This is a genomic window from Roseateles sp. P5_E4, assembly GCF_054049255.1.
Genome location: NZ_JBFUMS010000011.1, coordinates 31,757 through 57,149, shown reverse-complemented (window position 1 = coordinate 57,149; position 25,393 = coordinate 31,757). Strand labels below are relative to the sequence as shown.

The following is a 25,393-nucleotide window of genomic DNA, read 5'->3' as shown; positions in this document are numbered from 1 at the left end:
GGCCGCTCTTCTTCCCATCGGGCCATGCTGGTTCATCCTCAGTTCGACCCCATCGCCGTCCACATCGGTTCCGGCGGCATCCATTGGTATGGCATCACCTACCTGATCGCCTTCGGCCTCTTCCTGTGGCTGGCCACGCTGCGCTCGCGCATGCCCCAGCACGCAGCCGTGGGCTGGACCAAGCGGGACGTGGACGACGTGCTGTTCTACGGCGTGCTGGGCGTCGTGCTGGGCGGACGGCTGGGGTACTGCTTCTTTTACAAGCCCGGTTACTACGTCCATCACCTGACCGAGATCATCCGGGTCTGGGATGGCGGCATGTCTTTCCACGGCGGCCTGCTCGGCGTGCTGCTGGGCCTGTACCTGTTCGGGCGCCGTCGCGGCCGCAGCTTCTTCGAGGTGTCAGACCTGATCGCGCCCTGCGTGCCGACCGGCATCATGGCCGTGCGCCTGGGCAACTTCGTCAATGGCGAGCTGTGGGGTCGGCCGGCGCCGGCCGACCTGCCCTGGGCCATGATCTTTCCCCAGGCCAATGACGGCGGCATTGCCCGCCATCCTTCCCAGCTCTACCAGGCAGCGGGCGAAGGCCTGCTGCTTTTCATCATCCTGTGGCTCTATGCCCGCAAGCCACGCGCGACCGGGCAGATCTCCGGCGTCTTCATGATGGGCTATGGCGCGCTGCGCTTCGTGGCCGAATACTTCCGTGAGCCCGATGACTTCCTCGGCCTGCGCGCGCTGAGCTGGAGCCAGGGGCAGTGGCTGAGCCTGCCAATGGTCATCGTTGGTGCCGCCATCTTTGCCTGGGCCACCAAGCGCAATCAAAGGCCGGTCCAAGGTTGACATGAGACAGATCTTCTTCGACACCGAAACCACCGGCCTGGAGGCCGACAAGGGCGACCGCGTCATCGAGGTCGGCTGCGTCGAAATGGTCAACCGCCAGCTCACCGGCAACCACCTGCACCTCTACATCAACCCCGAGCGCGCCAGCCACGAGGACGCGCTGCGGGTGCACGGGCTGACCGAGGCCTTCCTGTCGGACAAGCCCAAGTTCGCCGAGATCGTCGACCAACTGCTGGCCTTCCTGGCCGGCGCCGAGCTGGTCATTCACAACGCGCCGTTTGACATCGGCTTCATCAATGCCGAGCTCAAGCGCCTGAAGCGCGGCGTGCTGACCGACCATGTGGGCGGCGTGCGCGACACGCTGCTGATGGCGCGCGACCTCTTTCCCGGCAAGGCCAATTCGCTGGACGCGTTGTGCCGCCGTCTCGAGGTCGACAACACCAAGCGCGTGCTGCACGGCGCGCTGCTGGACGCCGAACTGCTGGCCGACGTCTACATCCGCCTGACGCGTGGCCAGGACGCGCTGTTGATGGACGAGCATGGCGACAACGCCAGCGGCGACAGCCACGCCGCCATCGAGGCCGTGGACCTGTGCCGCTTCGTGCTGCCGGTGCTGCACGCCAGCGAAGCCGAGGCCGCGGCGCATGAGAAATTGCTTGCCGACCTCGACAAGGCCGCCGGTGGCGCCTGCAAGTGGCGAGTGCTGGAGCCCGCTCAACCCATGGCATAATCGCGGGCTTCGCGGAAGTCGAGATTCGCTTTCGGGGCGGTTAGCTCAGGGGTAGAGCACCACATTCACACTGTGGGGGTCGCAGGTTCGAAACCTGCACCGCCCACCAAGACTCTTGGAGTTGCGGTGGATTCAGTTTTCAGGATTGGGCGGTTAGCTCAGGGGTAGAGCACCACATTCACACTGTGGGGGTCGCAGGTTCGAAACCTGCACCGCCCACCAATCCGAATCGTCAGACCCGGCCTTGAGCCGGGTTTGTCGTTTGTGCGATGCGCGGCTTGTGACTCATGGCTTGGGAGTCAGCGTCTGAACGGCCGCTGATACGTACACCAGCGGTGCGTTCCAGTTGATCGCGATCTCGTTGGTGGTGTAGCTGCACAAGGCGTCGAGGTAGGCCTTGGCCGGCACCTTGGAAGGATAGGCGCCGGGGCAATCGTCGCCCGAGCCGGGGTTCGGGCCGCCGACGATCATGCCGGGTACCGGCGGCTGTTGCGGCATCGCGCCAGACGGACGGTGGTGCGGATGCAGCGGCGAGCGCGTTCCGAAGCCGGTCACCATGGCATATCCGCTGGGGTGCCGCCCGAGAACAAAGTCAAGTGCCGACTGTGCGGCATCGAGCATGCGGCGGTCACTGTCGAGGCGGTATCCCTGAATGAGCATCAAGGCCTGGTTCAGGGCCACGGCATTGCTGCCCCAGATGAAGTCCTCGGTCTGCATGGCCAGGCGATAGGGCGATCGATCCCAACGCTCGGCGAGCGCGGTGGCCAAGGACCGGATCTGGCCCTCGATGAGCCTGCGGTCCGCTACCGGGGTCAATCGGTCGCGATGCTGGGCGAGGCTTACCCATGCCAGCGCCCCGACGCTGCTCCAGCCCGGAATCTCGATGCGCGGCACGGCTTGCTTGAACGCGTGCCAGTAGCCGTCCTCGCGTGTGCTGATGTAGAGCTCTGCGGCGGCCCAGGCAAGTTCGTCAGCCAGCTGGTTGTCGTCATAACCGCCGGTGTGGATGTCGGCCGGCTGGCGGTAGATGACGTCGGGATGCGCTTTGGCCCAGTCCCAGGCACGCTTGGAGGCGGTCATCATGCGTGCCGACAACCCCGGGCGCTGCGCCTCGAACGCAGCGAATACGCGGCTGGCCTGTGCCATGACGGCGGCGAAGTCGAGTGTGGCCGCCGTCGCCTTCATCACGACATAGCGGTCGTGCCGGGATTCATGGGGCATCACGATGCCGTCAAAGCCTTTGTCGGTGAGCTTGTGATAGACGCCGCCATCGACCGGGTCCTGCATGGACAGCATCCACTCCAGGTTCCACAGTGCTTCATCGAGGACGTCAGGCAGACCGTTGCCGCTCTCGGGGACGTTCAGGCGCTGCGCATCGAAGAAGGCCGGGAAATGTTCATAGGCCGTCAGCAACGTGTAGACGGTGATGCCGGAGTTGACGATGTACTTGTTGTAGTCGCCGGCGTCATACCAACCCTTTGGCGCTGAGAAGACGGAGCCCTCAGGCCGGCCAGGGCCAGCGGCTGACGCATGCACGAGCACGCGGTCGTCCGGATGACCTGCGGGCCTCGCCCAGACACCCGCATGGACGGGGTCGAGCGCGATGCTGGCGCGGTTGTAGTAGAAGAACTTGAGCGCGGCGGCATTCAGCGCCACATAGGCGTCTGCCGCGATGACGAAAGGAGCAGAAGGCGCAAGCCCTGCAACCTTCAGCCGGTATCGGCCGGGCTGACGCCAGGCAGAGAAGTCGGCCAGGTGCGGCACCTCCTGCGCCGGCTCCCAGCGTTGCCCGCTGCGCAGCGGGCCGCGCCAGACTTCTTGTCCAGTCACCGCGTCGACCAGCGCAAAGCTGCTGGCGGGCACATCGCGCAGCACTGCCCATTTCGCGCTCTCGGGCAGATAGCCCACCTGGTTCAGCTGTATGGCCTGGGTGTCGATCTCAGCGGACTGTTGCGGCTGCGCGATGGGGCTGTGCGACGGCGTGCTACAGGCGGCAAGACTCAGGACGCAGGCCAGGCAGAGCGCCAGCGGCGCGCGAAGGTTGACGTTCAAGGCAGGAATTCCCGTTCGATGCTGTCGGTGACGCCACGCTCGTCTCGAACGCGGCCATCGGAAATGCCGTGGGTGAGCGGGTGGCGCGGGTTCAGCGTACGCCTGGCTCAAGCACCACGCGACCCCACAGGCCCGAGGGCTGGCCCGGCGCGGCTTCGACCAGAACGGTCACCTGGCGACGCGGCCCCCCCTGGGGCAGGGTCACGGCAAATTGTGCGGGCTCGACGGTGTTCTTCTCGCCCAGCTTGACGCCGTCCACCCAGACCTCGGCCTTGCCAGCGATGCTGCCGAAGACGAGTTGTGCGCGGCCGTCGTTGCGATCCGCACGCACCGGCACACTGCTGCGGTAGAGACGGAAGGCCTGTGGCTCCGCGCCGCGGCGCATCGGCGGCTCGTCCCAACCCCAGGAGTTCATGTCGGTCTCGGCCAGCACGACGTTGGGGTCGGGCCGGGTGGCGTAGGCCGGCGAGACGCGCCAGCCCAGCAGCGGCGTCGTCGGCTCGGCGGTCGGCACGCTCGGCGGCGCTGCGGCGGGCTGCAGTGCCAGCACGACTTCGGCGGCCTGCAGGCCCTCGGCGAAGGCACGCAACTTCAGCTCACCGCGGCTGTCGCGCCGGCCCTGCACGATGAGTTGCGCCAGGCCGTTGAACAAGCTGCGCTCGCTGGCCTTGTCGGGCTCGTGGGAGTTCGGGTCGCCGTTGCCGACGCCAATGATGCTGGCCTGGCCATCGATCTCGAAGCGCACGTGGGCGTTCGCCGTCGGCACTGGTCGCCCTTGGGCGTCGACGACGCTGACCGTCACCGGCATGGCATCCAGCCCGTCGCCGATCAGCGCCTTGCGGTCCGGCGTCAGCACGAGGCGGGTGGGCGCTCCGCTGGTCTCAACCGCATCGCGTGCGATCTCCTTGCCGTCTTGCAGGGCCACGGCCTCGATGCGTCCCGGCGCATAGGCCACCTTGAAGTGCGCCATTTCATAGGGGTCGACATCCTGCTCGCCGACGGCCGTGCCGTTGAGCAGCAGGCGCACGCGCGGCGCGTTGCTGGCGACCATCACGTGCACGGCCTGGCCTTCGCGCCCGGTCCAGTTCCAGTGGGGCACCAACTTGACGACCGGGCGATCCTTGACCCACTGGGCCTGGTGGATCCAGAACGCCGTCTTGGCGAACCCGGCCAGGTCCATCGCGCCGAAGAAGGAGCCGACGCTGGGCCACTCATACGGCGTGGGTTCGCCGCGGTAGTCGATGCCCGTCCAGATGAAGCTGCCGGCGATGAAGGGCCGCTCGCCGATGGCGCGCCAGGCCTGGCGGTGAGTGTTGCCCCAGGACGAGGGCTCGTCGTCGTAGCTGCCGAACACCTGGCCGGCGCGGTCGCTGGCGAACTCGCCACGCGTCATGTAGGCCGCGGTGTCCTCGGTGCTCGTCATCGGGCGCTTCGGGTGCTTCTTGTGATAAGGGTCGTAGGCGCTGATCTGGTAGTTCACGCCGACGACGTCGAGCGCATCCGCGGCGTTCAGGTCGGTGAACAGGCCGCCGTGCATGGCGCCCGTCACTGGCCGCGTCGGGTCAAGCTTCTTGATCTCGGAAACCATGCGGCGCGCCATCTCATAGCCGGGCTCGGTGCTCTGCAGAGGCTCCTCGTTGAAGATGGACCACAGGATCACGCTCGGATGATTGCGGTCGCGCCGCACCATCCACGTCAGCTGCTTCAGGTAGTCGGGCGAGGGGTTGAAGTGGCGGTTCTCGTCCATGACGAGCAGGCCCAGGCGGTCGGCGATGTCCAGCACCTCGGCCGCCGGCGCGTTGTGCGAGAAGCGGATCGCGTTGGTACCCATCTCCTTGAGGCGACGCAGCCGGAACTCCCAGATGGCTTCGGGCACGGCGACACCGACGCCGGCGTGATCCTGGTGGACGCAGACGCCCTGCAGCTTGACCGATTGGTCGTTGAGGAAGAAGCCGCGGTCCGCGTCGAAGCGGATGGACCGGAAGCCGGTCTGCGTTTCGGTGCGGTCGAGTTCGTTCGCGCCGTCGCGCAGCGTCGCGCGCACACGGTAGACGTGGGGCTGCGCAAGCGACCACAGCTTGGGTTCGCGCACGTCGAGCTTGATGTGGGCGACGGCCGATTCGAGCGCGGCAACCCGCGCTCGGGCGCTGCCCTTGGCCACTTCGCGGCCCGACGGATCGATCACGACCACGTCGATGGTGCCGCTGCGCTCGGCCTTGGCGCTGCTTTGCAACGTCACTTCGACCGGAAGGCTCCAGCGACCGTTGCGCTGGACCGGGTTGGCATGCAGGCCGTCGGTGGCGATGTGCAGCGCGTCGCGCTTGACCAGCCAGGTGTGGCGGTAGATGCCGGCGCCTTCGTACCACCAGCCTTCCTGTGCGTCGGCGTCCACGCGCACGGCGATGGTGTTGGCGTCGGCGCCGTAACGGACATAGGGCGTGATGTCGATGCTGCGGCCGTTGTAGCCCGACCAGTTGCGGTCGACGACGATGCCGTTGACCCAGACCGTGCTGTGCGTGGCGACCGCGTCGAACTGCAGCTCGATGTGGCGGCCGCGGTCGGATTCGGGCAGCGGCAGATAGCGCCGGTACCAGCCGATGCCGCGCTGGCGATAGCCCTGAGACGCGTTCTCGTTGCGGTCGAACGGGTTCTCGACGGCCCAGTCATGCGGCAGGTCCAGGCGCCGCCAGCCGGAATCATCGAAGTCTGCGGCAGCCGCACCCCAGGCGCCGTTGGCCTTGCCGTTGTGATAGCTCATGCCGTGACCCTTGACCACGGGCATTGAGACGTCGCCGCGATGGAAAAGCCAGCCGCTGTCGAGTGACAGGCGTTCGCGGCCGGCGGCCTGGACAGCAGTAGCCGCGAGCGCGAGCGCCGCGAAGAGCATGAGGCTGAGCCAATGAAGAATGCGCGGCGCGCGTGACATAACTTGGTTTCCCGTCGATCGAACTGCTGATTCAAGGCAAGCGCTGCTGCGGCTGTCCGAGCCAGGCGCTTGATTTGTCAAAGGAAAAAATGCGTCGCGCGATCCCGTTGGAGATCGCGCGACCAAACCAGGTCAACGTGTGCCTGGCCGACTCGGAGACGAGCCAACTAATCTTTGCGGCGGCGAAGACGTGCGCCTACACCTGCCAGGCCGGCCAGCCAGAGGGCCATGGTCGCCGGTTCCGGAACGGCGGTCACGGAGTCGGCGGAGGCGGTCAGACCGATGACCATCCTGGCAAAGGTCGTCTCTCCCGGATTCGTCCAGCTTGCGGTCAGAAGCATCGGGCCGCTGTAGTTGGGGAAGGACGAGTCGATGAAGGCTTCCGTGTAGTTGCCGGGAGCGCAGGTTTCCGCCCAACTGCAAAAGTCGATGTAGACATTCGCCTGCCCGTTGGCGCCGCTGACCTGCAGGCTGCTCAAGGCGGCGGTCACCGTGATGGTGGTATGTCCGCTGACCTGCATCAGCCCATCAAAAACCTTCGCGTTGGCCCAACCGGACTGTCCCCCGGTGACGTTGACCTTCGCGGAGGCGGACACGCCGTTCAGGCTGTTGTAGTTCTCGGTGGAGCTTGTCGCCGTCAACTTGGCTTGCGCCATGGAGCCAGCCGCGGCAACCGATGCACCGATCACGTCGCCCTGCCAGCCGCTGGCCGTATCGCTGAAACTCGGATCCACCAGCCCAACCGATGCGCCCGATGGCAGCGGCAGCCAGGTCACGCCCTTGAACAACTGAGCCCAACCCTCGCCCCCCGAAGAGGTGACGTTGATGTTGCTGATGCTCGCTTCGGCGGTAGCCGCGGTGGCCAGTTGCGAAGCAGCGAGCAGTGCTGCGCTGATGACGTACTTGAATCGATGCACGATGTTCTCCTGCGTGTTGTTGGCGGACCGGGCGAGACGCCCGTGGGAATTGAGTTGCCTGGTGACGTCTGAGCCCGAGCTCATTGCGGTATTACCAGTTTCTCATTTTCAACCAATGTGGTCATACCAGAGAAAACACCTACAGCTCAGCTGAGTTGCCGGCCCAGCCAGCCCAGCACGCCGTCCGGCGCCTGGAACTCGTCGATCGACCGCGCCGGGATGTCGGGGTGCCGCTCGCGCCACATGGAGGCCAATGCGGCACCGGGGCCGATTTCCAGCACGCAGCGAACGCCGCGTTCGGCAATGCTGTCCATGCAGTCGTCCCATCGCACAGTGCTGGCAATCTGGCCGGCAAGTGCGGCCGCCAGCGCGGCGGGGACTCTGCTGGCAGCACCGGTGAAGTTGCAGACCACGGCGGTGCGTGGCGCCTGGAGACTGACCGTCGCCAGGTGCCGTGCGAATACCGTCGCCGCAGCCGCCATGGCCGGCGTGTGCGAGGCGATGCCAATGGGCAGGCGCGTGCAGCGCAGGCCAGCGGCGGACCAGCGGGCTGCGTTGGCGTCGAGTTCGGCCGCAACGCCGCCGACGATGACGCGCTCCGCGCTGATGCGGATCGCAATCGCCAACGAGGCTGGGGAGGCTTGGGCCAGGCGCAGCGCGTTCGGGCCCTGAACAGCAAGCAGCCCCGTGTCCTGGCCAGCCACGCCGTCACTCATGGCCTGCGCGCGAACGGCCGCGAGCTCGAGGGCGGTTGAGGCGTCAAACACACCCGCCGCCGCGAATGCGGCCAGCTCGCCGACGCTGTAGCCGGCTACCACCGCCGGTGGCGGCAAGCGCGCCGCCAGCGCCTGCCAGGCGGCGATGCCGACACCCGTCAGCAGCAGCTGCGCGACCGGATTGGCATGCAGCCAGGCCGAGTCGCCCAGGCGATCACGCCAGCCTGGACCCAGGTGCCGGGCCAGGGCATCCAGCGCCGGCCTGGCAGCGGGCTGTGCGTCCAGCCAGGGCAGCATCTGCGGGTGCTGTGCGCCCTGCCCGGGGAAGAGCAGCGCCAGGCTCATTCAGCTCAGGCGTTCCAGCCAGCAGGCGGCGGCGAGGGTGTCGGCCGCGCCGCCGGGGGACAGGCGCTGGCGCACGAACTCGGCGCTGATCGTTTGGACCGTTTCGAGGCCCTGGGATGCACCACCCGTGGCGAGGAAGTCTCGCGCGGTGGCCTGCGCGAAGCGCAACCCCTCGAGGCCGCCGCGGTGGGCGAGGTTGCTGTCGTCCAGCACGGCCATGACGGCGAACAAGGTGTCGAGCCGGGCCGCGGCCGCCGAAAGGCCGCGCGCCCGGGCCGAACGCAAGGCTGGCTCGGCCGTCTCGAACAGCGTCGGAAAGCCCAGAGCGGCTTCGGTCGAAGCGCTGCGCAGTTGAAAGCGCTGCGCAGCCAGCCCGCCGGGCAGCGTGGGAGGGCGCTGCGCGCGAGCGGCCAGCGTCTCGCCCCAGCGCGTCAGCAGCGTCTGCCTGATCAGGGCGGGAGTGGGTTGTTGGCCCAGCGCGCCCGCTGCAGCGCACAGCAAGCCCAGCATGAAGATCGCGCCGCGGTGCGTGTTGATGCCGCCCGTGGCGGCCAGCATGCGGGCTTCGGCCGCGATGCCGCAGCGCTCCAGCGCCTCGAAGGGCGCGCCAGCGGCCCCCAGTTCGGCGATGCGAACAAAGTAGCTGCGCAGCGCGAACAGGCTGCGCATGAAGCTGTGGGCGTCCATGTCGGCATGGCTGCCGCGGTCGGTCAGCGTGACGAGGCCGGGCTTGGGTGACAGCGCGAGCTCGTCATAGAGCGCCAGCGTGGCGGAGCGGCCGATCTGCTGGGGCGTGGGGGCGCTGGGCGCCAGCGCGCGATGTGGCCTCATGCCAGCGCCTCCATCGAAGCGCCGTTGAGCCGTTTCACCAACAGAGCCTGCGGGCCACCGCTGCGCAAGGCGAGCCACTCACGCCAGGCAACGGCGGCGTTGCCGTCGAAGACGAGTTCGCCATCGAGCCGCCGGGAGGGCGAGGCGAAGGCGTTCAATGCGGCGGCCGCGGCATCGGCCTGTTCCTTGCTGCCGACTCCTACCCACACGTCGAGATCCGAGCCCTCGCGCACGTGCTGTAGTCCGGTGATGTGTTGCCAGCCATGGCTGCCGTAGACGCGGGCCGTTGCGCCGCAGGCCTGCAGGGCCAGGGCCAGCTGGCGGGCGGGTGCGCGGGTGCTCTGAGGCAGTTGGGTGAGGACCTGGTCCAGGCGCGGGAACTCGTCGAAGTACAGCACCTCGGTGCGCTCGACGCGCAGCGCAATGCGTCGATGGCCCCAGCGGCGCGGCGCGCACAGGCCCAACGCAATGCCGTCGTCGTCGCGTTGGCGCGTGACGACGAGGGGCAGGCCTCGCGCAGCCCAGTGACCCAGGCAGTCGAGGGCTTCGGCGTCCCAACTGCCGCCGAGCAGGCCCTGCCAGCCCACGGCCGACAGCCAGGCGATCTGGTGGCGATGTAGCGCGGCCATGGTTCAGACGGCGTCGAGCACCCGCTGCGCGACCGCTGCGGCCATCTGCCGCCCGCCGCGCGCGGCCCCGTCCTTGGCGCGCCGATCCTCGGTCGGTGCATCCGCCAGGGCCTCGCGCAGCGCCTGGGTCAAGTCGCCCTGCCAGAGCCGGCGCACGCCGCCCATCGCCACGTAGTTGCCCACGCCTGGTGCAAACACCGGGTTGGATTCGGACAGCTGGGCCAGCAGCGCCTCGGGCAGCTTGGTCACGCGGGCCATGGCCGGCAGGCGCATGACGCGGATCTCGGCCTCGGGCAGGGCGTCGCAGGCGTCGGCGATCAGGCCCGAGGTGATGAAGCCGCCGGACAGGGCCTGGTCGTAGACGAGGCCGAGCACGCGGTGGCCGCGGCGGCGCGCCAGGTCCAGGCACATGCCGAGATGGGCCATGGCGCGGTTGATGCCGAGCAGCTCGTCGCGACGGCGCAGCTGCTGGCCCTGGGTGTCGATCAGCAGCAGGATGGCGCGGCCGGGATGCTGGGCCATGGTGTCCAGCACCGCGCGGGCCTGGGTCAGCGCCAGCTGCACGCCGATGGGCGCGTGGTCGGTGGTGCCGATGACGGCCAGCGGCGTGCCGTCGAACTCGACCTCGCCGCGCAGGAAGTCGCCGTCGCGGGCGATGCCGTGGTCGGCGCCGAAGAGTTGCGTTGCCAAGGTCTGCCAGTCCATCAGTGGGCTCCCAGTGTTTGCAGGGCGGCCACGTCGAGGTCGGGCACGTGCGCGGCATCGGCGATGCCCAGCGTCGTCCACAGCGCGATGGCCTCGGCGCCGTCGAAGCGCAGCCGTGCGGCGAGCTTGGCGTGCTCCTGCTCGAGTGCGGCCGGCGTGACCGGCCGGGCCGCGCCGAGGGCCGCAATGGCCGCGGCGCGGAAGGCGGCCACGTCGTCCTCGACCAGCGCGTCGCAGTCGCCGCTGAGCCAGCGGTGCTTGCCGCCGGTGGTGCGCCAGACCAGGGCGCGGTCGCGCGAGTCGAACTCCTCGACGCCATGCGAGGCCTCTATGACCTCGGGGCCGGACATGGCCAGGCGCCCCAGGTCGCTCATGACGATGTGGTCGGCGCAGCGCGCGACGATGCCCATGCCGCCGAAGCAGCCATTGGCCCCGCCGATCAGCACGATGACCGGAATGCCGGCGGCGCGAACATCGAGCAGCGCGCGCATGACCTCGGAGACGCCGATGAGGCCGGCGTTGGCCTCGTGCAGTCGCACGCCGCCGGATTCGGCCAGCAGCAGCACGGCACGCGGCTTGTCACGCAGGGCGCGCTTGAGCAGGCCGACCAGCTTGGCGCCATGCACCTCGCCGACGCCGCCGCCCATGAACTGGCCTTCCTGCGCGGCGACGAAGACCTCGCTGCCTGCCAACGTCGCGCGCCCGATGGCCACGCCGTCGTCGAAGGAAGAGGGCACGCCGAGCTGGGCGAGGTGAGGGCTGGTCAGCCGCATGGCGGGCGGCAGCCATTCGTGGAAGCTGCCGGCATCGACGACCCCGGCCAGGCGCTCACGCGCCGAACATTCGGCATAGGAGGACATCATGGCTTGAGCTCCTGCGCGGCCTGGTCCAGCCGCAGGCTGACGACGGCGGGCGTGGCGCCCATGTCGTGGATGGACAGCAGCACGCCTGCGAGCTGGTGGCGCTGGTGGAAGTCGCTGACGACGGCCGACCAGATGGTGCCGAAGCCGCGCGCCGAGGTTTCGATGTGGATGCGGCAGTCGCTGCCGGCCGCGGGCTCCAGCAGCACTTCGAGGTTGCCGGAGCCGACGACGCCGACTAGCACCGGCGTGAAGCTGCCGGCGGGCCGTGTGCCGGTGAAGGCGTAGTCCAGGGTTTCGAGGCCAGGGGTGGTCATCTTGTCCTCACCAGTTGCGGAAACGCTTGGGCGGGCTGTACAGGCCACCCGAGGCGCGCATGAGGTCGCGCATGCTGCGCGCGGCCAGCAGGTTGCGCGTGGCGTCGCGCGGATCGATGCCGAGGTCGGCAGGCCGCTTGATGACGCCACGGTCGCGCAGGTTCTCCACCATGCGCTTGTCCCGTGCCAGGCCCACGGCCGTGTAGCCGGCCACGCCGCGGATGGCCTGCTCGCGCTCCTCGTCGCTGCGGCACAGCAGCAGGTTGGCGATGCCTTCCTCGGTCAGGATGTGGCTGACGTCGTCGCCGTAGATCATGATGGGCGGCAGGGCCATGCCGGCCTGCTCCTGCAGTGTCCACGCGTCGAGGCGTTCGACGAAGGCGGGCTGCATGTGTTCGCGGAAGGTCTCCACCATCTGCACAACCAGCTTCTGGCCACGAGGCGTGCCGGCGGCGCCTTGCCTTCCCGCACGGGCCTCGGCACCGGCCTTCAGCCACGCGGGGCTGGCGTGGCGGCGGCCGCGCGCGTCGGCGCCCATATTGGGCGCGCCACCAAAGCCGGTGATGCGGCCCAGCGTCGCGGTGGAGCTGTTGCCCTGCAGGTCGATCTGCAGCGTCGAGCCGATGAAGAGGTCGCAGGCGTAGTGACCCGCCGCCTGGCAGAAGGCGCGGTTGCTGCGCAGGCTGCCGTCGGCACCGGTGAAGAACACGTCTGACCGGGCGCGGATGTAGTCCTCCATGCCGAGCTCGGAGCCGAAGGAGTGGATGGACTCCACCCAGCCGGCCTCGATGGCGGGGATCAGCGCCGGGTGCGGGTTCAGCGCCCAGTGCTTGCAGATCTTGCCCTTGAGCCCGAGCGACTCGCCGTAGGTGGGCAGCAGCAGCTCGATGGCCGCGGTGTCGAAGCCGATGCCGTGGTTCAGGCGCTGCACGCCGTACTCGGCATAGATGCCCTTGATGGCCATCATGGCCATCAGCACCTGGATCTCGCTGATCTGCGCCGGGTCGCGGGTGAACAGCGGCTCGACGAGGTTGGGCCGCGGCGCCTGCACGACGAAGTCCACCCAGTCGGCCGGGATGTCGATGCGGGGCAACGTGTCGACGATCTCGTTGACCTGGGCGATGACGATGCCGCCCGAGAAGGCGGTGGCTTCGACGATGGCCGGCGTGTCTTCAGTATTGGGGCCGGTGTAGAGGTTGCCTTGCGCGTCCGCGGCATGCGCGGCCACGAGGGCAACCTTGGGCGTCAGGTCGACAAAGTAGCGCGCGAACAGCTCCAGGTAGGTGTGGATGGCGCCGATCTCGATGCCACCGCTGCTGACCAGCTTGGCCAGGCGCGCGCCCTGCGGGCCGGAGAAGCTGAAGTCGAGCCGCTTGGCGATGCCGCTCTCGAACACGTCCAGGTGCTCGGGCAGGGCCAGCACCGACTGCACCATGTGCAGGTCGCGCACGCGCTGCGGGTCCACCTGCGTGAGCGACTGGGCGAGGAAGTCGGCCTGCTTCTGGTTATTGCCTTCCAGGCAGACGCGGTCGCCGGGCTGCAGCACGGCCTCCAGCAGCGGCACGATGGCGTCGGTCGCCACGCGCCGGCCCTGTACGCCGGTGATTTCGGCCGCCCGGGAGAGGCGCTCGCGGCGCTGGCGGTCGCGCAGGTTCCAGGCGGGAGCATTCATGGCCGGCTCCTCAATGCGCCTTGGCGGCGACGCCCATGACCGCGTCGGGCAGGGCCGTCGCGATGCCCGGGAAGATGCAGATCAGCAGCACCGCCAGCAGCATCAGCACGACGAAGGGCAACACGCCCCAGATGATGTCGCGCAGGTCGATGTCGGGTGCGATGTTCTTGATAACGAAGATGTTCAGCCCCACCGGCGGGTGGATGAGGCCGGTCTCCATGACGATGGTCATCAGGATGCCGAACCAGATCAGGTCGAAGCCGGCGGCCTTCAGCGGCGGCAGGATGATGGGTGCCGTCATCAGGATGATGCTGACCGGCGGTAGGAAGAAGCCCAGCAGGATGACCATCAGCAGCACCGCGGCCAGCAGCACCCACTTGGACAGCTGCATGCCGACGATCCACTCGGCGGCCGACTGGCTGATGTGCAGATAGCTCATCACGTAGGAGAACAGCAGCGACATGCCGATGATGAGCATCAGCATGGTCGACTCCTTCAGCGTCGACTGGAGGATGGGCGCCACGTCCTTGGGCCGCCACACGCCGTAGATGACGGCGATCAGCGCCAGCGCCAGCAGGGCACCCAGGCCGGCGGTTTCCGACGGCGTCGCGAAGCCGCCATACAGCGCCACCATGACGCCGATCAGCAGCAGCACGAAGGGCACGACGCGCGGCAGCATCTCGAACTTCTGGCGGTTGGTGAAGGTCTCGTTGGCCAGCAGCGCCGAGGCGGCACCGGTGCGCTTGTATTCGGCCTCGGCCAGCGCGTACTCCTTGCGGTAGCGCAGCGCCGCGTAGCCGGCGAACAGCGCCACCAGCAGCACGCCCGGCATGATGCCGGCCAGGAACAGCCGGCCCAGCGACTGCTCGGCCGCCACTGCGTACAGGATCATCGTGATGGACGGCGGCAGCAGGATGCCCAGGGTGCCGCCGGCAGCGATGATGCCGGCCGCAAAGCCGGGCGAGTAGCCGCGCTTGCGCATCTCCGGGATGCCGGCGCTGCCGATGGCCGAGCAGGTGGCCGGGCTGGAGCCGGCCATGGCCGCGAACAGCGCGCAGGCGAACACATTGGCAATACCCAGGCCGCCGGGGATGCGGCCCATCCACACGTGCATGGCGGCGTACAGGTCCTGGCCCGCGCGCGATTTGCCGATGGCCGCGCCTTTCAAGATGAAGAGGGGAATGGACAGCAGCGTGATGCTGGCCATCTCCTCGTAGACGTTCTGCGTGACCGTGTCCAGCGCCGAGGCCGGCATAAAGATGGCCATGAACAGCACCGCGACGCTGCCGAGCGCGAACGCGATCGGCGCGCCCGAGAACATGAACAGCAGCGTGACGACGCCGAACAGCGAGCCGAGGACGAGCATGCTCATGCTGCGACTCCTGAATTGGATTTGAAGAGGCCGTTCACGCGCGCCGTGAGCTGCACCAGCAGCTGCAGGCTCAGCAGCGTCATGCCCACGGACATCAGGCCGTAGGGAATCGACAGCGGCGGGGCCCAGGAAGACGAGGTGGTCTGGCCGTCGACCCAGGCCTCGTGGAACAGCGTCCACGACTTCCAGGCGAAGAAGGCGCAGAAGGCGGTGCCCATCAGGTCCACGAGCATCAGGCGCAGGCGGTTCACGGCGCGGGGCAGCAGGCCGGCGATGGCCTCGATGCCGACGTGGCCGCGCAGCGACTGCACGAAGGCGCCGCACAGGAAGGTGGCGCCGACCAGGCAGAACACGGCTGCCTCGTCCTGCCAGTCGGTCGAAGCCTTCATCACATAGCGCGACACGACGCTGTAGGTCAGCACGCAGGAGGCCACCAGCAGGGCCAGCATGCCGAGCACGACCATGGCGTGGTTGATGAAGTTCAGGCCGCGCGCGATGGGGCGCAGCAGGGCGGGCGTGTCGGGGTCGATGCCGGCCACCGCCGCCGGCTGCAATTCAAAACCGTGGCTCATGGCGGCCTCAGAGCAGCTTCTGCGCGGCCTTGAGGATGGCGGCGCAGGATTCGTTCTTCTCGCCGAAGTCCTTCCACGCGGTGTCGCGTGCGATGGCCTGCCACTTCTTCAACGTCGGCTCGTCCATGTCGTAGACCTTGGCGCCGGCCTTGGCGTAGATCGCAGCCGCAGCCTGGTCATCGGCCTTGGCGGCGTCGCGCGCAAAGACTTCCATCTCGGCGCCGACGGCCATGACGATGTCCTGCTGGGCCTTGGGCAGCTTGTTGAAGACCTCCTTGGAGATCATCAGCGGCTCGAACATGAACCAGTAAGTGCGCTGGCGGCCCGAGGTCAGGTGCTTGGCGATCTCCTCGAGCTTGAAGGAGATGAAGCTGGTGGACGAGGTCATGGCCGCGTCCATGGCGCCGGTCTGCATGGCGGCGTAGATCTCGTTGGACGGCAAGGTGATGACCGAGGCGCCGGCCTGCTTCAGCATCATGTCCATCTCGCGGCTGCCACCGCGCACCTTCAGGCCCTTGGCATCGTCCGGCGTCACCAGCGGCCGCGCGCGGCTGGCCACACCGCCGGCCTGCCAGACCCAGCTGACGATGAGCACGCCCTTGTCGTCCAGCACCTTGGACAACAGCTTGCCCACCTCCGCCGTCTTCCACGCCGCGCCCTGCTCGTAGCTGGGCACCAGGGCCGGCATCAGCCCGGCATTGGTCTCGGCCACCTCGCCGCCGGCATAGGACAGCGGCACCAGGCTCATGTCCAGCGCGCCCTTGCGCAGGGCCGAGAACTGGGCATTGGTCTTCATCAGCGACGAGCCTGGGTAGACCGAGGCCTTCAATGCGCCGCTGCTGCGCTTCTCCACCTCGGCGGCGAACTTGCGGCACAAGCGGTCGCGGAAGTCGCCCTCGGTGAGCGTGCCGCTGGGGAACTGGTGCGAGATCTTCAGCGCGCCCGCCTGGGCGTGGGCGCTGGGCAGCCAGAGGGAGGCGGCGGTGCCGGCGGTGCTGCCGAGCCATTGACGTCGATTGAGGGTCACTTGATGTCTCCAGGTCCGCCATTCAGTGGCGGTATGCGGCCGCAGTGTGGGAGCGGCCCTCGGGACGATCAATCAACCTCGCCGGCCGACGTTTACGCCGACCGCAACGATTCTGGGTAAACCCTGAACGCGACGAACGATTTCACTGCGGGCGCCCCAGTGCCCAACTGCGCTCGCCCAGACCGTTGTCGGAGCCCGCGATGCGGCCTTGCGTGACGACGCCCTCGGCGGTCCACACATGCCCGGCTTTGGTCGGCGCGCTGGTGCTGCCGGTCGGGCAGCTGACGGTCATCGTCGAATTCCACAGCGTGGCCAGGTCCAGCTTGTAGCGCGCCGGGCTGGTGGATTCATCGACGATGAGCTGGCCGGTGGCCTGGGCCTGCGCCAGCGGGATGTGCGTGGGCGTGACCGTGTGCTGGCAGACTGGATCCACCACCGTGTAGAGGTGCTCGGCATTGCCGGTGGGGTGGTAGACGCGGCGGGTCGCGGTGCTCAGCGCGGCATCAAGGGTCCAACGCGTGTCGAGGTTGTACTTGTGGCCCGCCCCGAGATCGCCGACGAAGGCCTCCAGTTTGCCGACCCAGGCATCTTCGGTGACGCGGATCTTCGCGCTCAGCGCCAGGCGGCGCCCGTTGCTGTTGTTGACGCTCTGGAAACGCAGCGTGAGCGGATTGGTGGCGGGCGCCTGGGCGGGCGCGGTGTAGACGATGCCGGCCTGGGGCTCAAGGGCCAGCGTGCCCAGGGTGGCGGCGGGCGTGGTGCTGCCTTCCAGCGTCCACTGGCGCTGGAAGCCGGCCTTGGTGTTCAGCACCGGAACCTGCACGTCGCGCAGCACCGGTGTGGGCAGGCAGAACTCCTCGGCCGCCTGCGCTTCGCAACCCTGACCCTGGCGTACCACATAGATGCTGACGGGCACGAAGCGCTGGCTGCCCAGGACGCGCACGCTGGCCGAGGCGGGCAGCAGCTTGTGCGCCTTGACGCGCACGAACTGGCCTTTCACGCCGCGCACCGTGGTGGCCGCCGCACGGGCCATTTGCGCAGACGCGGCCGGTTGCTCCTCCACCCACAGGCTGGGCGGCAGGCTGACCTGCAACAGGCGCTGGCCCTCGTCATGGGCAGCCAACGGCAGCAGCCACCAGCTGCCGTCGGCCTGGCGCAGCGCGATGCGGTCCTGCAGCACCTCGTCGACATCCTCATCGGCGCCGTAACGCATCGACAGCGTCAGCGTGCGGGCCGGGCGCTCGGGCAGGCTGAGGCTCAGCCCCGGGCCGGCGCCGTCGGCCAGCGGATTGGTGACGGGCTGCAGCGTCGCGGTGCCGACTTGGCTCAGGCTGCCGGCGGGGAGGTCGAGCTGCAGGCTGCCGTCCGCCAGGCGCAGGCTGCTCGTGGTGGGCGTGAAGGGCAGCGGGATGCCCGCGCCCACGGCCGCGGGGGCCGCGGTCGTCAGCACGGCCTCGCTGCCGGTGCGGGCCGTGGCCGTGGCCAGCACGCTGCCGTCAGTGCGGCTGAGGCGGTAGGTGTAGCCGGTGTCGGCACCGAGCCCGCTGTCCAGCCAGAGCCCCGCGCCGCTGTCCACCTCGGCAACGAGGGCGTACTCGCCACCATCCTCGCGGCGGCGTTCCAGGCGCCAGGCTGTGCCTGCATTGCCGCCGCTCCAGGCGAGGGTGGTGTGCTGCGCCGAGCCGGACAGCGCCGACATCTGCACGCTGGGGGTCGGTGTGGACGGCGTGGGCGGGATGGTGGGCGTGCCCGGATTTCCGGGCGTGGCCGGGTCGGAACCACCGCCGCAGCCGGCGAGGATGAACAGGGCGGCACACAGGGGTGCCAGGCGTCGAGACGAGAACATGAGGGCTCCAGGAAGTTTGCGGCGGCGCGTCGGGGGCTCAGAGCCAGTGGCGCATCAGCACGATGTCAAGGTCGCTGTTGCCGCCGGCCTCGCCGGCTTGAAGCACGCGCACCGTGGGCACGCGTTCGTCGGGCTGCAGGGCCAGGGCGCGGCCTGAGTCGGTGCGCACGCCGCTGGCCACCGCGGTGACGCGGACGCCGTTGGGGGAGAAACCGGTGTCGCGGCTGCCGTCGCTGTTCAGCCGCAGCAGCACGGTGTCGGCGCTGGAGCTGTTGCCGGTGTACATCCAGCCGCCGAGCAGCAGCCGGCCATCGGCCTGCTGCACGAGGGCGGTGGCTTCGTCCCAGTTGTCGGCGCTGACCGCGACGACGGCACGGCCCCCTGTGCCGAAGCTGGCATCCATGCCGCCGTTGGGCAGCAGGCGCACGGCGGCGAAATCATGGTCGCGGTGGCCGGCCAGCACGAGCTTGCTGTCGGCCGTGACGACGACGCCGCGCGCCGCGCCGGTCACGCTGCCAAACAGGCTGCGCACGATGCCCGCGGTGCCGAAGCCGGCGTCCAGCGCGCCGTCGGCGCGGTAGGCGGCGGCGATGAAGTCGCCCTCGCCGCCGGCGGCGACGATGCGGGACACGCCTGCGGCCGTCTGCAGCGCCAGCGCGTAGATGGTTTCGCGCGCGCCGTCGCTGCCGATGGCGGTCAGCACCTTGCCACCGTTGCCGAAGCTGGCATCGAGGCTGCCGTCGGCGTTGTAGCGGGCCAGGGCGAAGTCGCTGCCGTTGGCGCCCTGGCTGCTGTCGCCGCCAAGCACGATCTTGCCGTCGGGCTGCAGCAGCAGGGCGTAGGCCTTGTCGGCGCCGTTGCCGAAGGAGGTCGTCACGCGGCCGCCGCTGCCGAAGGTCGTGTCCAGCGTGCCGTCGGCGTTGTAGCGGGCCAGCGCGAAGTCATAGCCGCTGGCGCCCTGGTCGCTGCTGCCGGCGACGAGGATCTTGCCGTCGGCCTGCACGGCCACGGCCTGGGCCTCATCGCTGCGGCCACCGTTGTTGAACGCGGTGCTGACCTTGCCGCCGTTGCCGAAGCTCGGGTCCAGGCCGCCGTCGCGCAGGTGGCGCACCACCATGAAGTCGGTGCCGGTGGTGGAGCCGAAGACGCCGAAGCCGGCCACGACGGCCTTGCCGTCGGCCTGCACCGTCACGCCGCGCACGTAGTCGTCGGTGATGCCGCCCGGCGTCACCAGCGTGCCGCCACCGAAGCTGGTGTCGATGTCACCCGCCTGGCCGCGCACCGTCACCGTCAGGGGCTTGCTGGCGTTGGCCGTGCCGCCAGCGCCCTTGATCGTGACGCTGGTCGGCAGCGAGTGCGGTGCCGTGGTGGCGGCCTGCAGCGTCAGCGTGCCGGCGTTGCTGCCGGCGGGCACGCTGAGCGCTGCGGTCGTTGCACCGGCGGGCATGCCTTCGGCGCTGAACTGGATGGCGTCCGTGAAGCCGGCATCGCGCTGCACGGCGACGGCGACGCTGGCCTGCTGGCCCTGCCAGACGATGGCCTTGCCCGTGTCCAGCGTGAAACTGAACCCTGCTGCGGTGGGCGGCGGCGTGGTGGGCGTCGGCGTTTGTGGCGTTTGCGGCGTGGGGGCCGGGCTGCCGGTGGCGGCATCGGTGCCGCCACCGCCACAGGCGGTCAACGCAGCGGCGATCAGCAGGGAGAGGGGGAAACGGGAAGCAGTGGTGGTCATGTGGACTCCGGTCGATTGGGGTGGCGGCACTGTGCCGACCGGGTGCGCGGCTGCCATCCGCCCGACAGGCCATGGCGGCAGTCATCGGAGAGCCATGCATGCCACGGCCGCGATGGCTCTTCAGAGCGATGACAGCGCCCTGGCGGGTCGCAACACTGGCGCCTCGCTATCGCCATCCGTCGACCATGAATCCCTCATTCCGCTTCGACCTTCAGATGCCAGTCACCAAGGCCCTGCGCCTGTTCCTGAACGACACCTTGCCGCGCGCTGCTGCCGCGATGAGCACGTTGGCGCTGCTGGCCGTGCCGCAGCCCGCCGCCGCTGCCATCGACTGCTGGGTGGATGCGGAGCACCCCACCACGGCGGACCAGCGCCGCGTCGCCGACCCCGCCGTCGCCCCAATGCGGCAGGCGCTGCAACGGGTCAACGCGATCCTCCATGCCCAGCGGGAACTGCACGAGCTGCCGCGCACGCGGCTGCGCAGCAGCTGGCAGGTGGGTGGCCAATGGGACGCACCCGCGCGCAGCGGCAGCCTGCTGCTGCGCGACCACCGCGAAAGCATGTGGCTGCCCGGCCGCTGCGACGTCAACCCCAAGGCCAACCGTCTCGGGCCGATGGCCGCGGTGGTGGTGGCCATCAACGCGCCCACCAGCTTCTTCGAGTCGCCCCATGCCGAGTTGCGCGACGAACAGCTGCAGGCCTGGCGAGAGCTGCCCGCCACCGGGCAACTCAACAGCTACACGCTGTACGGCGGCCATCAGCTGGTGTTCACGCGCGGTGGCCGCCTGCCTTGGGTGGCGGTGACCACCGCCGAGTACGTGGACTTCACGCTGCGCGACCTGAAGCGCCGCATGCAGGAGGACAGCAGCGCCCGCGCGGGCCTGCCGGCCGAGGGCGACACTGCCGCGCGCGAGGCCTTTGACGAATCCCAGGTGCAGAAGGTGACCGCCGGCCTGCGCAAGGTGGACCCGGCCGCGGCCGAGAAGATGACTGTCGAGTTGCGCGACCAACTGCGCGCCACCCGCGAAGCCGACGCTCGCGCGGCCCGCCGCAAGGCAGCCGCCGGTGTCGACGCCAACCCGCTGCAGACCATGCTTCGCCGCGTCGAGGCCTGGCGCGCCGGCCTGTCGCCGCAGCAACTGGCCGCGCCTGCGCTGCTGGGCTTGAACGGGCTGCACGACGCCGCCGTGCCGCTGGACCGCTACCCGCGCCTGGTCAAGCCCGACCCGGATTTCCCCTGGGACCGCAACCATCCCGGCCGGCCGCAGATGCTGAAGGTGGCCGTGAATGGCGGCGACATCTTCACCGAACCGATGCAGCGCGTGCTGCAGCAGCTCGACCTGAAGGCGCTGCAGGCGCTGGTCGATTGACCGAAGGTTCTTGAGAAGCGTGCCGTCTCGGTGGGCGGTAGTCCCTACCCACCGTGCCCCGGCGTCAACGGCGGCGGGAGGTTGGCTTCCAGTTCCGCCGTGTGGCTGCGGCAGGCGGCCAGCAGCGACAGCAGGTTGGGGTCACGCTCCCGCGTGCGCAGGAAGACGACGCTGATCTTCTGCCGCATCTGATAGCGCGCCGCCAGCGGCACGAGGCAGACGCTGCGCGGCAGCACGCCGCGCACGCGCCCGGGCAGCAGCGTGCAGCCGATGCCGCCGCCCACCAGGTTCATCAGCGAGAAGATGTCGCTGGTGGTCATGACGACGTTGGGCTCGAAGCCCGCCACCTGGAAGGCTTCGACGAAGCGGTCGCGCGTCACATAGCCTTCGTTCAGCGACACGAAACGCTCGTCCGCGCAGGCACCCAGGTCCACCTCGGTCTGGCGGGCGTAGGCCGAGTCGGCGGGTGCGGCGAAGAAGATCTCGTCCTCGAACAGCAGCTGCGATTCGACGTCGGCCGCGCCCTCGGGAAAGCCCATCACCGTCGCGTCCACGGCGCCGTCACGCAGCTTGCGCAGCAGGTCGCTGTTGGAGCCCAGCACCAGCTCGGTCTGGATGTCGGGCTTGCGCAGGCGCAGCGCCATGATGAGGGCCGGCACGGTGCCGCTGGTCAGCGAGTACAGCGAACCGATGCGGATGCGGTCGGCCGCGTAGCCGGCGATCTCGCGCGTGGCGCGGATGCCGTGAGCCATCGCCTGCAGCACCTCGCGGGCCACGTCGGCCAGCGCGTGGGCCGCGTCATTGGGCTGCAGGTTGCGGCCCTCCAGCCGGAACAAGCTGCAGCGCGTGCCCGTCTCCAGCGAATGCAGTGCCCGGTGCACGCTGACCGCGCTGATGCCCAGCCGCTCCGCCGCCCGCGCGAGGTTGCCGCTCTCCATGAAGGCCAGCAGGATCTCGAGCTTGCGGAAGGTGATCTCTTCGTCGATGCGGTGGAGCATGGGCCGGCATCCTAGGCCCGGGCAGGCGTCAGATGTGCGCGGCAGCCAGCCCGCCCAGCACGATGCCGATGCCGCCCGCGGCGATGGTGGCCCATTCCATCCAGCGGCGCTTGGTCAGCAGCGCGATGGCGGCCAGCGCGATGGATACCTGCAGCGCCGTCGTCGCCTGGGCCCAGCGGTGATGCATGTGCAGCTGCGCCTCGCTTTTCTCGTCGAAGTGCTTGGACTCGGCTTCCAGCGCCTCGGCCGCCAGCTTGATGTCGGCCTTTTCCTTCTCGTAGCGGGCGACCTTGTCCTTGTACTTGGCCTTCTGCTCCTCGCTGGTCGTCAGCTCCAGCGCCAGTTCAGACAGGCTCTGCTTGCTGCTCTTGGCCTGGTAGTAGTTCCACTGGTTGCTGGCCTCGGTCTTCTTGATGGCCGCGTCGTTCTTCAGGATGCCGGCATTGGCCTGCGTCGCACCGCCCATGTAGGAGAAGCCGGCCCCGAGGGTGGCCAGGATGGCGGTGATGACGGCCAATTGGCCGGCAAAGCCCTTGGCATCGTGCTGGGCCGCATGCTCCAGCTCGTGCTCGTGCGGGCCGTGGACGTGGAAGCCGTGTCCGGACATGGGGTTACTCCTTGAGAACGTAGTCAACAAAATCGAAACGAAGACCGTTGGCGCCGGCGTGCGGCTCGCGTCGGTCTTCGATGAATTGGTCTCGCGGCCAGGCCGGGAAATGCCGGTCCGCATCCGGGAAGACGGCATCCACCTCGGTCAGCGCCAGCTTGTCAGCCAGCGGCAAGGCCAGCGCGTAGATCTCGCCGCCGCCGATGACGCAGGCCTCGGGCGCGTCCTGGCAGGCGGCCAGCGCGGCATTCAGGCTCGCAAACACCTCGGCACCGGGCAGTTCGGCCCCCGAACGGCTGATGACGAGATTGCGGCGGCCCGGGAGCGGGCGGAACTTCGCGGGTATCGAGTCCCAGGTTTTGCGGCCCATGACGACGGGCTTGCCCAGGGTCAGCGCCTTGAAATGCACCATGTCTTCGGGGAGGTGCCAGAGCAGCGCGTTGTTGCGCCCGATCGCGCCGTCTTTCGCAACGGCTGCCACCAACGTGATCTTGCTCATACCGCCACCGGCGCCTTGATCGCCGGATGCGGGTCGTAGCCGCTCAGCTCGAAGTCCTCGTACTCGTAGTCGAAGATGCTCGCCGGCCGGCGCTTGATCGTCATGGTCGGGTAGGGCCGCGGCTCGCGGGCGAGCTGGGTCTGCACCTGCTCGACGTGGTTGTCGTAGATGTGGCAGTCGCCGCCGGTCCAGATGAAGTCGCCGAGCTGCAGGTCGCACTGCTGGGCCAGCATCATCGTCAGCAGTGCGTAGGACGCAATATTGAAGGGCACGCCCAGGAAGATGTCGGCGCTGCGCTGGTAGAGCTGGCAGCTCAGTTTCCCGTCCGCCACGTAGAACTGGAAGAAGGCGTGGCAGGGCATCAGTGCCATCTTCGAAAGCTCGGCCACGTTCCAGGCACTGACGATGATGCGGCGTGAGTCCGGGTTGGTTTTCAGCTGCTTCACGACCTCGGCGATCTGGTCGATGTGGCCACCGTCCGGCGTCGGCCAGGAGCGCCACTGCACGCCGTAGACCGGCCCGAGGTCGCCATCCTCGCGCGCCCACTCGTTCCAGATCGTCACGCCGCGTTCCTGCAGCCAGCGGGCGTTGCTGTCGCCGCGCAGGAACCACAGCAGCTCCAGCACGATGGACTTCAGGTGCACCTTCTTGGTCGTCACCAGCGGGAAGCCCAGGGCCAGGTCGAAGCGCATCTGGTGGCCGAACACGCTGCGCGTGCCGGTGCCGGTGCGATCGCTTTTCTGCACGCCATGCTCGAACACATGGCGCATGAAATCTTCGTATTGCTGCGGAGGACGGGGCGGGGTGCTCATGCCCCTATTGTCTCCGCAGGCGCCTGGTCTAGCAGGGCCCCAGGTTGTCAGCCAGCACCTGCTCCAGCGGCGTGGCTGACACGCCCAGCAGGCGTTGCGTCTCGCTGGCATCCAGCAGGAACGGGCGCTCGAACAGGTAGACCATCTCGGCCACCTCCGCCATCATGGTGTCAGCCTCGGCCGCCTGCCGCAGCTCCTCGGCCGTCATGCGCCGCAGCCTGGGTGCGCCCAGCTTCGCCAGGCGGGCGGTGGCGTTGGCCAGCTCGCGCACCGAGGCCGTGCAGGACGGTACATGCCAGGCCCGGCCCCAGGACTGCTGCGATGTCGCCGCCGCGGCCAGCGTGGCCGCGACGTCCAGCGTGAAGCTCCAGCTGTGCGCGGCGTCGAGGTCGCCAGGAAAGACACTCTCCTCACCCTTCAGCAGCGCCGGTAGCACGAAGAGGTTGAAGTAGCCCACCGACGCGTGGCCCAGGAAGTCGCTCGCGCGGACCTCGGCCACCGGCACGCCGCTGCGCCGGGCCAGGTCCCACATGCCGGCGCGCACCCGCCCCTTGACGGTATGGGGCGCCAGCGCATGGTTCTCGCGCAGCGGTCCTTCGACAGGGCCGTAGCCGTAGACGTTGCTCAGGGTCACGAGCCGGGCGCCCACGGCCGCCGCCACCGACAGCGCGGCGCTCCCGATCGGCGGGAATTCCTCGGGCCAGCGGTCGTAGGCCGGCATCGCGCAGTTGATGAGGGTGTCGACGCCCGCGGCGAGTTCGCGCATGGCCTGCGGGTCGTTGACGTCCGCCGCGGCGTGCCTCACGCCCGGATGGGAGGCAGGCGTTCCGCGCCGGCTGACCAGCGTGACGTGATGGCCCTTCGACGCAAGGAGGGCCGCAGTGTTCGAGCCCGTGGGGCCCGCGCCGATGACAAGGATGTTGTTCATGCCGAGTTTGTAGGGGCTGTGGGCATGCCCTGTCGCGCACGAAAAGAGCAGCGAACGGCACATTCGGGCACGGCCCCTCGGCGGCTGGGGATT

The 25,393-nt window shown here is 68.8% G+C and carries 23 protein-coding genes and 2 tRNA genes; 5 read left to right on the top strand and 20 right to left on the bottom strand.

Annotated elements, in window-relative coordinates:
• Positions 1–24 precede the first annotated feature (24 nt).
• The 4 genes from lgt (at position 25) to ACXJLH_RS20895 (ending at position 1,792) form a co-directional block, all read left to right on the top strand.
• The gene (gene lgt / locus ACXJLH_RS20910) at positions 25–840 is read left to right on the top strand and encodes a prolipoprotein diacylglyceryl transferase (protein WP_457390458.1); all 816 of its coding nucleotides are present in this window, start codon (positions 25–27) and stop codon (positions 838–840) included.
• 1 nt (position 841) lies between these two features.
• A complete protein-coding gene (gene dnaQ / locus ACXJLH_RS20905; RefSeq protein WP_457353146.1) occupies positions 842–1,570 on the top strand; it encodes a DNA polymerase III subunit epsilon in 729 nt (242 codons plus the stop codon).
• 34 nt (positions 1,571–1,604) lie between these two features.
• Positions 1,605–1,679, top strand: a tRNA-Val gene (locus ACXJLH_RS20900).
• Between the two features lie 38 nt (positions 1,680–1,717).
• Positions 1,718–1,792: transfer RNA gene (locus tag ACXJLH_RS20895), tRNA-Val, on the top strand.
• A 63-nt stretch (positions 1,793–1,855) separates the two neighbouring features.
• Here the strand turns inward: ACXJLH_RS20895 and ACXJLH_RS20890 are convergent.
• The 15 genes from ACXJLH_RS20890 to ACXJLH_RS20820 form a co-directional block, all read right to left on the bottom strand.
• Positions 1,856–3,622, bottom strand: coding sequence for a glycoside hydrolase family 9 protein (locus tag ACXJLH_RS20890; protein ID WP_457445979.1), 1,767 nt, complete (start codon positions 3,620–3,622; stop codon positions 1,856–1,858).
• A 91-nt stretch (positions 3,623–3,713) separates the two neighbouring features.
• The gene (gene galA, locus ACXJLH_RS20885; RefSeq protein ID WP_457445978.1) at positions 3,714–6,509 is read right to left on the bottom strand and encodes a beta-galactosidase GalA; all 2,796 of its coding nucleotides are present in this window, start codon (positions 6,507–6,509) and stop codon (positions 3,714–3,716) included.
• A gap of 206 nt (positions 6,510–6,715) precedes the next feature.
• Positions 6,716–7,549: a PEP-CTERM sorting domain-containing protein gene (locus ACXJLH_RS20880; protein ID WP_457445977.1), complete on the bottom strand. Its 834-nt coding sequence runs from the start codon at positions 7,547–7,549 to the stop codon at positions 6,716–6,718.
• Positions 7,550–7,611: 62 nt separating this feature from the next.
• A complete protein-coding gene (locus tag ACXJLH_RS20875) occupies positions 7,612–8,526 on the bottom strand; it encodes an ACP S-malonyltransferase (RefSeq protein WP_457445976.1) in 915 nt (304 codons plus the stop codon).
• Positions 8,527–9,357 (bottom strand): triphosphoribosyl-dephospho-CoA synthase, encoded by an 831-nt coding sequence (locus ACXJLH_RS20870; protein WP_457445975.1) that lies wholly within the window; start codon positions 9,355–9,357, stop codon positions 8,527–8,529.
• Positions 9,354–9,986, bottom strand: coding sequence for a malonate decarboxylase holo-[acyl-carrier-protein] synthase (gene mdcG / locus ACXJLH_RS20865; RefSeq protein WP_457445974.1), 633 nt, complete (start codon positions 9,984–9,986; stop codon positions 9,354–9,356). The genes ACXJLH_RS20870 and mdcG overlap by 4 nt, the downstream gene beginning before the upstream one ends.
• A gap of 3 nt (positions 9,987–9,989) precedes the next feature.
• A complete protein-coding gene (locus tag ACXJLH_RS20860) occupies positions 9,990–10,691 on the bottom strand; it encodes a biotin-independent malonate decarboxylase subunit gamma (protein WP_457445973.1) in 702 nt (233 codons plus the stop codon).
• Complete coding sequence (locus ACXJLH_RS20855) at positions 10,691–11,551, bottom strand: biotin-independent malonate decarboxylase subunit beta (protein ID WP_457446184.1); 861 nt, start codon at positions 11,549–11,551, stop codon at positions 10,691–10,693. The genes ACXJLH_RS20860 and ACXJLH_RS20855 overlap by 1 nt, the downstream gene beginning before the upstream one ends.
• Positions 11,551–11,868: a malonate decarboxylase acyl carrier protein gene (gene mdcC, locus ACXJLH_RS20850; RefSeq protein WP_457445972.1), complete on the bottom strand. Its 318-nt coding sequence runs from the start codon at positions 11,866–11,868 to the stop codon at positions 11,551–11,553. Before mdcC ends, ACXJLH_RS20855 begins: the two co-directional genes overlap by 1 nt.
• Before the next feature lie 7 nt (positions 11,869–11,875).
• Positions 11,876–13,540, bottom strand: coding sequence for a malonate decarboxylase subunit alpha (gene mdcA / locus ACXJLH_RS20845; RefSeq protein ID WP_457445971.1), 1,665 nt, complete (start codon positions 13,538–13,540; stop codon positions 11,876–11,878).
• A gap of 10 nt (positions 13,541–13,550) precedes the next feature.
• Positions 13,551–14,912, bottom strand: coding sequence for a TRAP transporter large permease (locus ACXJLH_RS20840; RefSeq protein WP_056201531.1), 1,362 nt, complete (start codon positions 14,910–14,912; stop codon positions 13,551–13,553).
• The gene (locus ACXJLH_RS20835; RefSeq protein ID WP_056201533.1) at positions 14,909–15,484 is read right to left on the bottom strand and encodes a TRAP transporter small permease; all 576 of its coding nucleotides are present in this window, start codon (positions 15,482–15,484) and stop codon (positions 14,909–14,911) included. Before ACXJLH_RS20835 ends, ACXJLH_RS20840 begins: the two co-directional genes overlap by 4 nt.
• 7 nt (positions 15,485–15,491) lie before the next feature.
• Positions 15,492–16,511, bottom strand: a complete 1,020-nt coding sequence (dctP, locus tag ACXJLH_RS20830; RefSeq protein WP_457445970.1) for a TRAP transporter substrate-binding protein DctP — start codon at positions 16,509–16,511, stop codon at positions 15,492–15,494.
• A 142-nt stretch (positions 16,512–16,653) separates the two neighbouring features.
• Entirely contained in the window at positions 16,654–18,357 is a 1,704-nt protein-coding gene (locus ACXJLH_RS20825) for a hypothetical protein (RefSeq protein ID WP_457445969.1), read from the bottom strand.
• A gap of 37 nt (positions 18,358–18,394) precedes the next feature.
• Positions 18,395–20,086, bottom strand: a complete 1,692-nt coding sequence (locus ACXJLH_RS20820; protein ID WP_457445968.1) for a hypothetical protein — start codon at positions 20,084–20,086, stop codon at positions 18,395–18,397.
• Positions 20,087–20,271: 185 nt separating this feature from the next.
• On the opposite strand from ACXJLH_RS20820, the gene ACXJLH_RS20815 reads away from it, so the two are divergent.
• Positions 20,272–21,456 (top strand): hypothetical protein, encoded by a 1,185-nt coding sequence (locus tag ACXJLH_RS20815; protein WP_457445967.1) that lies wholly within the window; start codon positions 20,272–20,274, stop codon positions 21,454–21,456.
• 44 nt (positions 21,457–21,500) lie between these two features.
• On the opposite strand, the gene ACXJLH_RS20810 is transcribed toward ACXJLH_RS20815, so the two are convergent.
• Genes ACXJLH_RS20810 through ACXJLH_RS20790 form a run of 5 tightly spaced genes read right to left on the bottom strand, consistent with a single transcriptional unit; the run spans position 21,501 to position 25,300 of the window.
• A complete protein-coding gene (locus ACXJLH_RS20810; RefSeq protein WP_457445966.1) occupies positions 21,501–22,454 on the bottom strand; it encodes a LysR family transcriptional regulator in 954 nt (317 codons plus the stop codon).
• A gap of 28 nt (positions 22,455–22,482) precedes the next feature.
• Positions 22,483–23,061 (bottom strand): DUF4337 domain-containing protein, encoded by a 579-nt coding sequence (locus tag ACXJLH_RS20805; RefSeq protein WP_457390471.1) that lies wholly within the window; start codon positions 23,059–23,061, stop codon positions 22,483–22,485.
• A gap of 4 nt (positions 23,062–23,065) precedes the next feature.
• A complete protein-coding gene (locus tag ACXJLH_RS20800) occupies positions 23,066–23,560 on the bottom strand; it encodes a dihydrofolate reductase (protein WP_457445965.1) in 495 nt (164 codons plus the stop codon).
• Positions 23,557–24,372, bottom strand: a complete 816-nt coding sequence (locus ACXJLH_RS20795; RefSeq protein ID WP_457445964.1) for a thymidylate synthase — start codon at positions 24,370–24,372, stop codon at positions 23,557–23,559. The genes ACXJLH_RS20800 and ACXJLH_RS20795 overlap by 4 nt, the downstream gene beginning before the upstream one ends.
• 28 nt (positions 24,373–24,400) lie before the next feature.
• Positions 24,401–25,300 (bottom strand): NAD-dependent epimerase/dehydratase family protein, encoded by a 900-nt coding sequence (locus ACXJLH_RS20790; RefSeq protein ID WP_457445963.1) that lies wholly within the window; start codon positions 25,298–25,300, stop codon positions 24,401–24,403.
• Between the last annotated feature and the right edge of the window lie 93 nt (positions 25,301–25,393).

Excerpts from the sequence above, each read along its gene's own strand:
- ACXJLH_RS20880 (WP_457445977.1), bottom strand. The coding sequence starts at position 7,549 with ATGAGCTCGGGCTCAGACGTCACCAGGCAACTCAATTCCCACGGGCGT.
- dnaQ (WP_457353146.1), top strand. The coding sequence starts at position 842 with ATGAGACAGATCTTCTTCGACACCGAAACCACCGGCCTGGAGGCCGAC.
- ACXJLH_RS20790 (WP_457445963.1), bottom strand. The coding sequence starts at position 25,300 with ATGAACAACATCCTTGTCATCGGCGCGGGCCCCACGGGCTCGAACACT.
- ACXJLH_RS20875 (WP_457445976.1), bottom strand. The coding sequence starts at position 8,526 with ATGAGCCTGGCGCTGCTCTTCCCCGGGCAGGGCGCACAGCACCCGCAG.
- mdcG (WP_457445974.1), bottom strand. The coding sequence starts at position 9,986 with ATGGCCGCGCTACATCGCCACCAGATCGCCTGGCTGTCGGCCGTGGGC.
- lgt (WP_457390458.1), top strand. The coding sequence starts at position 25 with ATGCTGGTTCATCCTCAGTTCGACCCCATCGCCGTCCACATCGGTTCC.
- ACXJLH_RS20835 (WP_056201533.1), bottom strand. The coding sequence starts at position 15,484 with ATGAGCCACGGTTTTGAATTGCAGCCGGCGGCGGTGGCCGGCATCGAC.
- ACXJLH_RS20870 (WP_457445975.1), bottom strand. The coding sequence starts at position 9,357 with ATGAGGCCACATCGCGCGCTGGCGCCCAGCGCCCCCACGCCCCAGCAG.
- ACXJLH_RS20795 (WP_457445964.1), bottom strand. The coding sequence starts at position 24,372 with ATGAGCACCCCGCCCCGTCCTCCGCAGCAATACGAAGATTTCATGCGC.
- ACXJLH_RS20800 (WP_457445965.1), bottom strand. The coding sequence starts at position 23,560 with ATGAGCAAGATCACGTTGGTGGCAGCCGTTGCGAAAGACGGCGCGATC.
- ACXJLH_RS20810 (WP_457445966.1), bottom strand. The coding sequence starts at position 22,454 with ATGCTCCACCGCATCGACGAAGAGATCACCTTCCGCAAGCTCGAGATC.
- ACXJLH_RS20855 (WP_457446184.1), bottom strand. The coding sequence starts at position 11,551 with ATGTCCTCCTATGCCGAATGTTCGGCGCGTGAGCGCCTGGCCGGGGTC.
- ACXJLH_RS20820 (WP_457445968.1), bottom strand. The coding sequence starts at position 20,086 with ATGACCACCACTGCTTCCCGTTTCCCCCTCTCCCTGCTGATCGCCGCT.
- ACXJLH_RS20805 (WP_457390471.1), bottom strand. The coding sequence starts at position 23,061 with ATGTCCGGACACGGCTTCCACGTCCACGGCCCGCACGAGCACGAGCTG.
- mdcC (WP_457445972.1), bottom strand. The coding sequence starts at position 11,868 with ATGACCACCCCTGGCCTCGAAACCCTGGACTACGCCTTCACCGGCACA.
- galA (WP_457445978.1), bottom strand. The coding sequence starts at position 6,509 with ATGCTCTTCGCGGCGCTCGCGCTCGCGGCTACTGCTGTCCAGGCCGCC.
- ACXJLH_RS20815 (WP_457445967.1), top strand. The coding sequence starts at position 20,272 with ATGAATCCCTCATTCCGCTTCGACCTTCAGATGCCAGTCACCAAGGCC.
- mdcA (WP_457445971.1), bottom strand. The coding sequence starts at position 13,540 with ATGAATGCTCCCGCCTGGAACCTGCGCGACCGCCAGCGCCGCGAGCGC.
- ACXJLH_RS20860 (WP_457445973.1), bottom strand. The coding sequence starts at position 10,691 with ATGGACTGGCAGACCTTGGCAACGCAACTCTTCGGCGCCGACCACGGC.
- ACXJLH_RS20840 (WP_056201531.1), bottom strand. The coding sequence starts at position 14,912 with ATGAGCATGCTCGTCCTCGGCTCGCTGTTCGGCGTCGTCACGCTGCTG.
- ACXJLH_RS20825 (WP_457445969.1), bottom strand. The coding sequence starts at position 18,357 with ATGTTCTCGTCTCGACGCCTGGCACCCCTGTGTGCCGCCCTGTTCATC.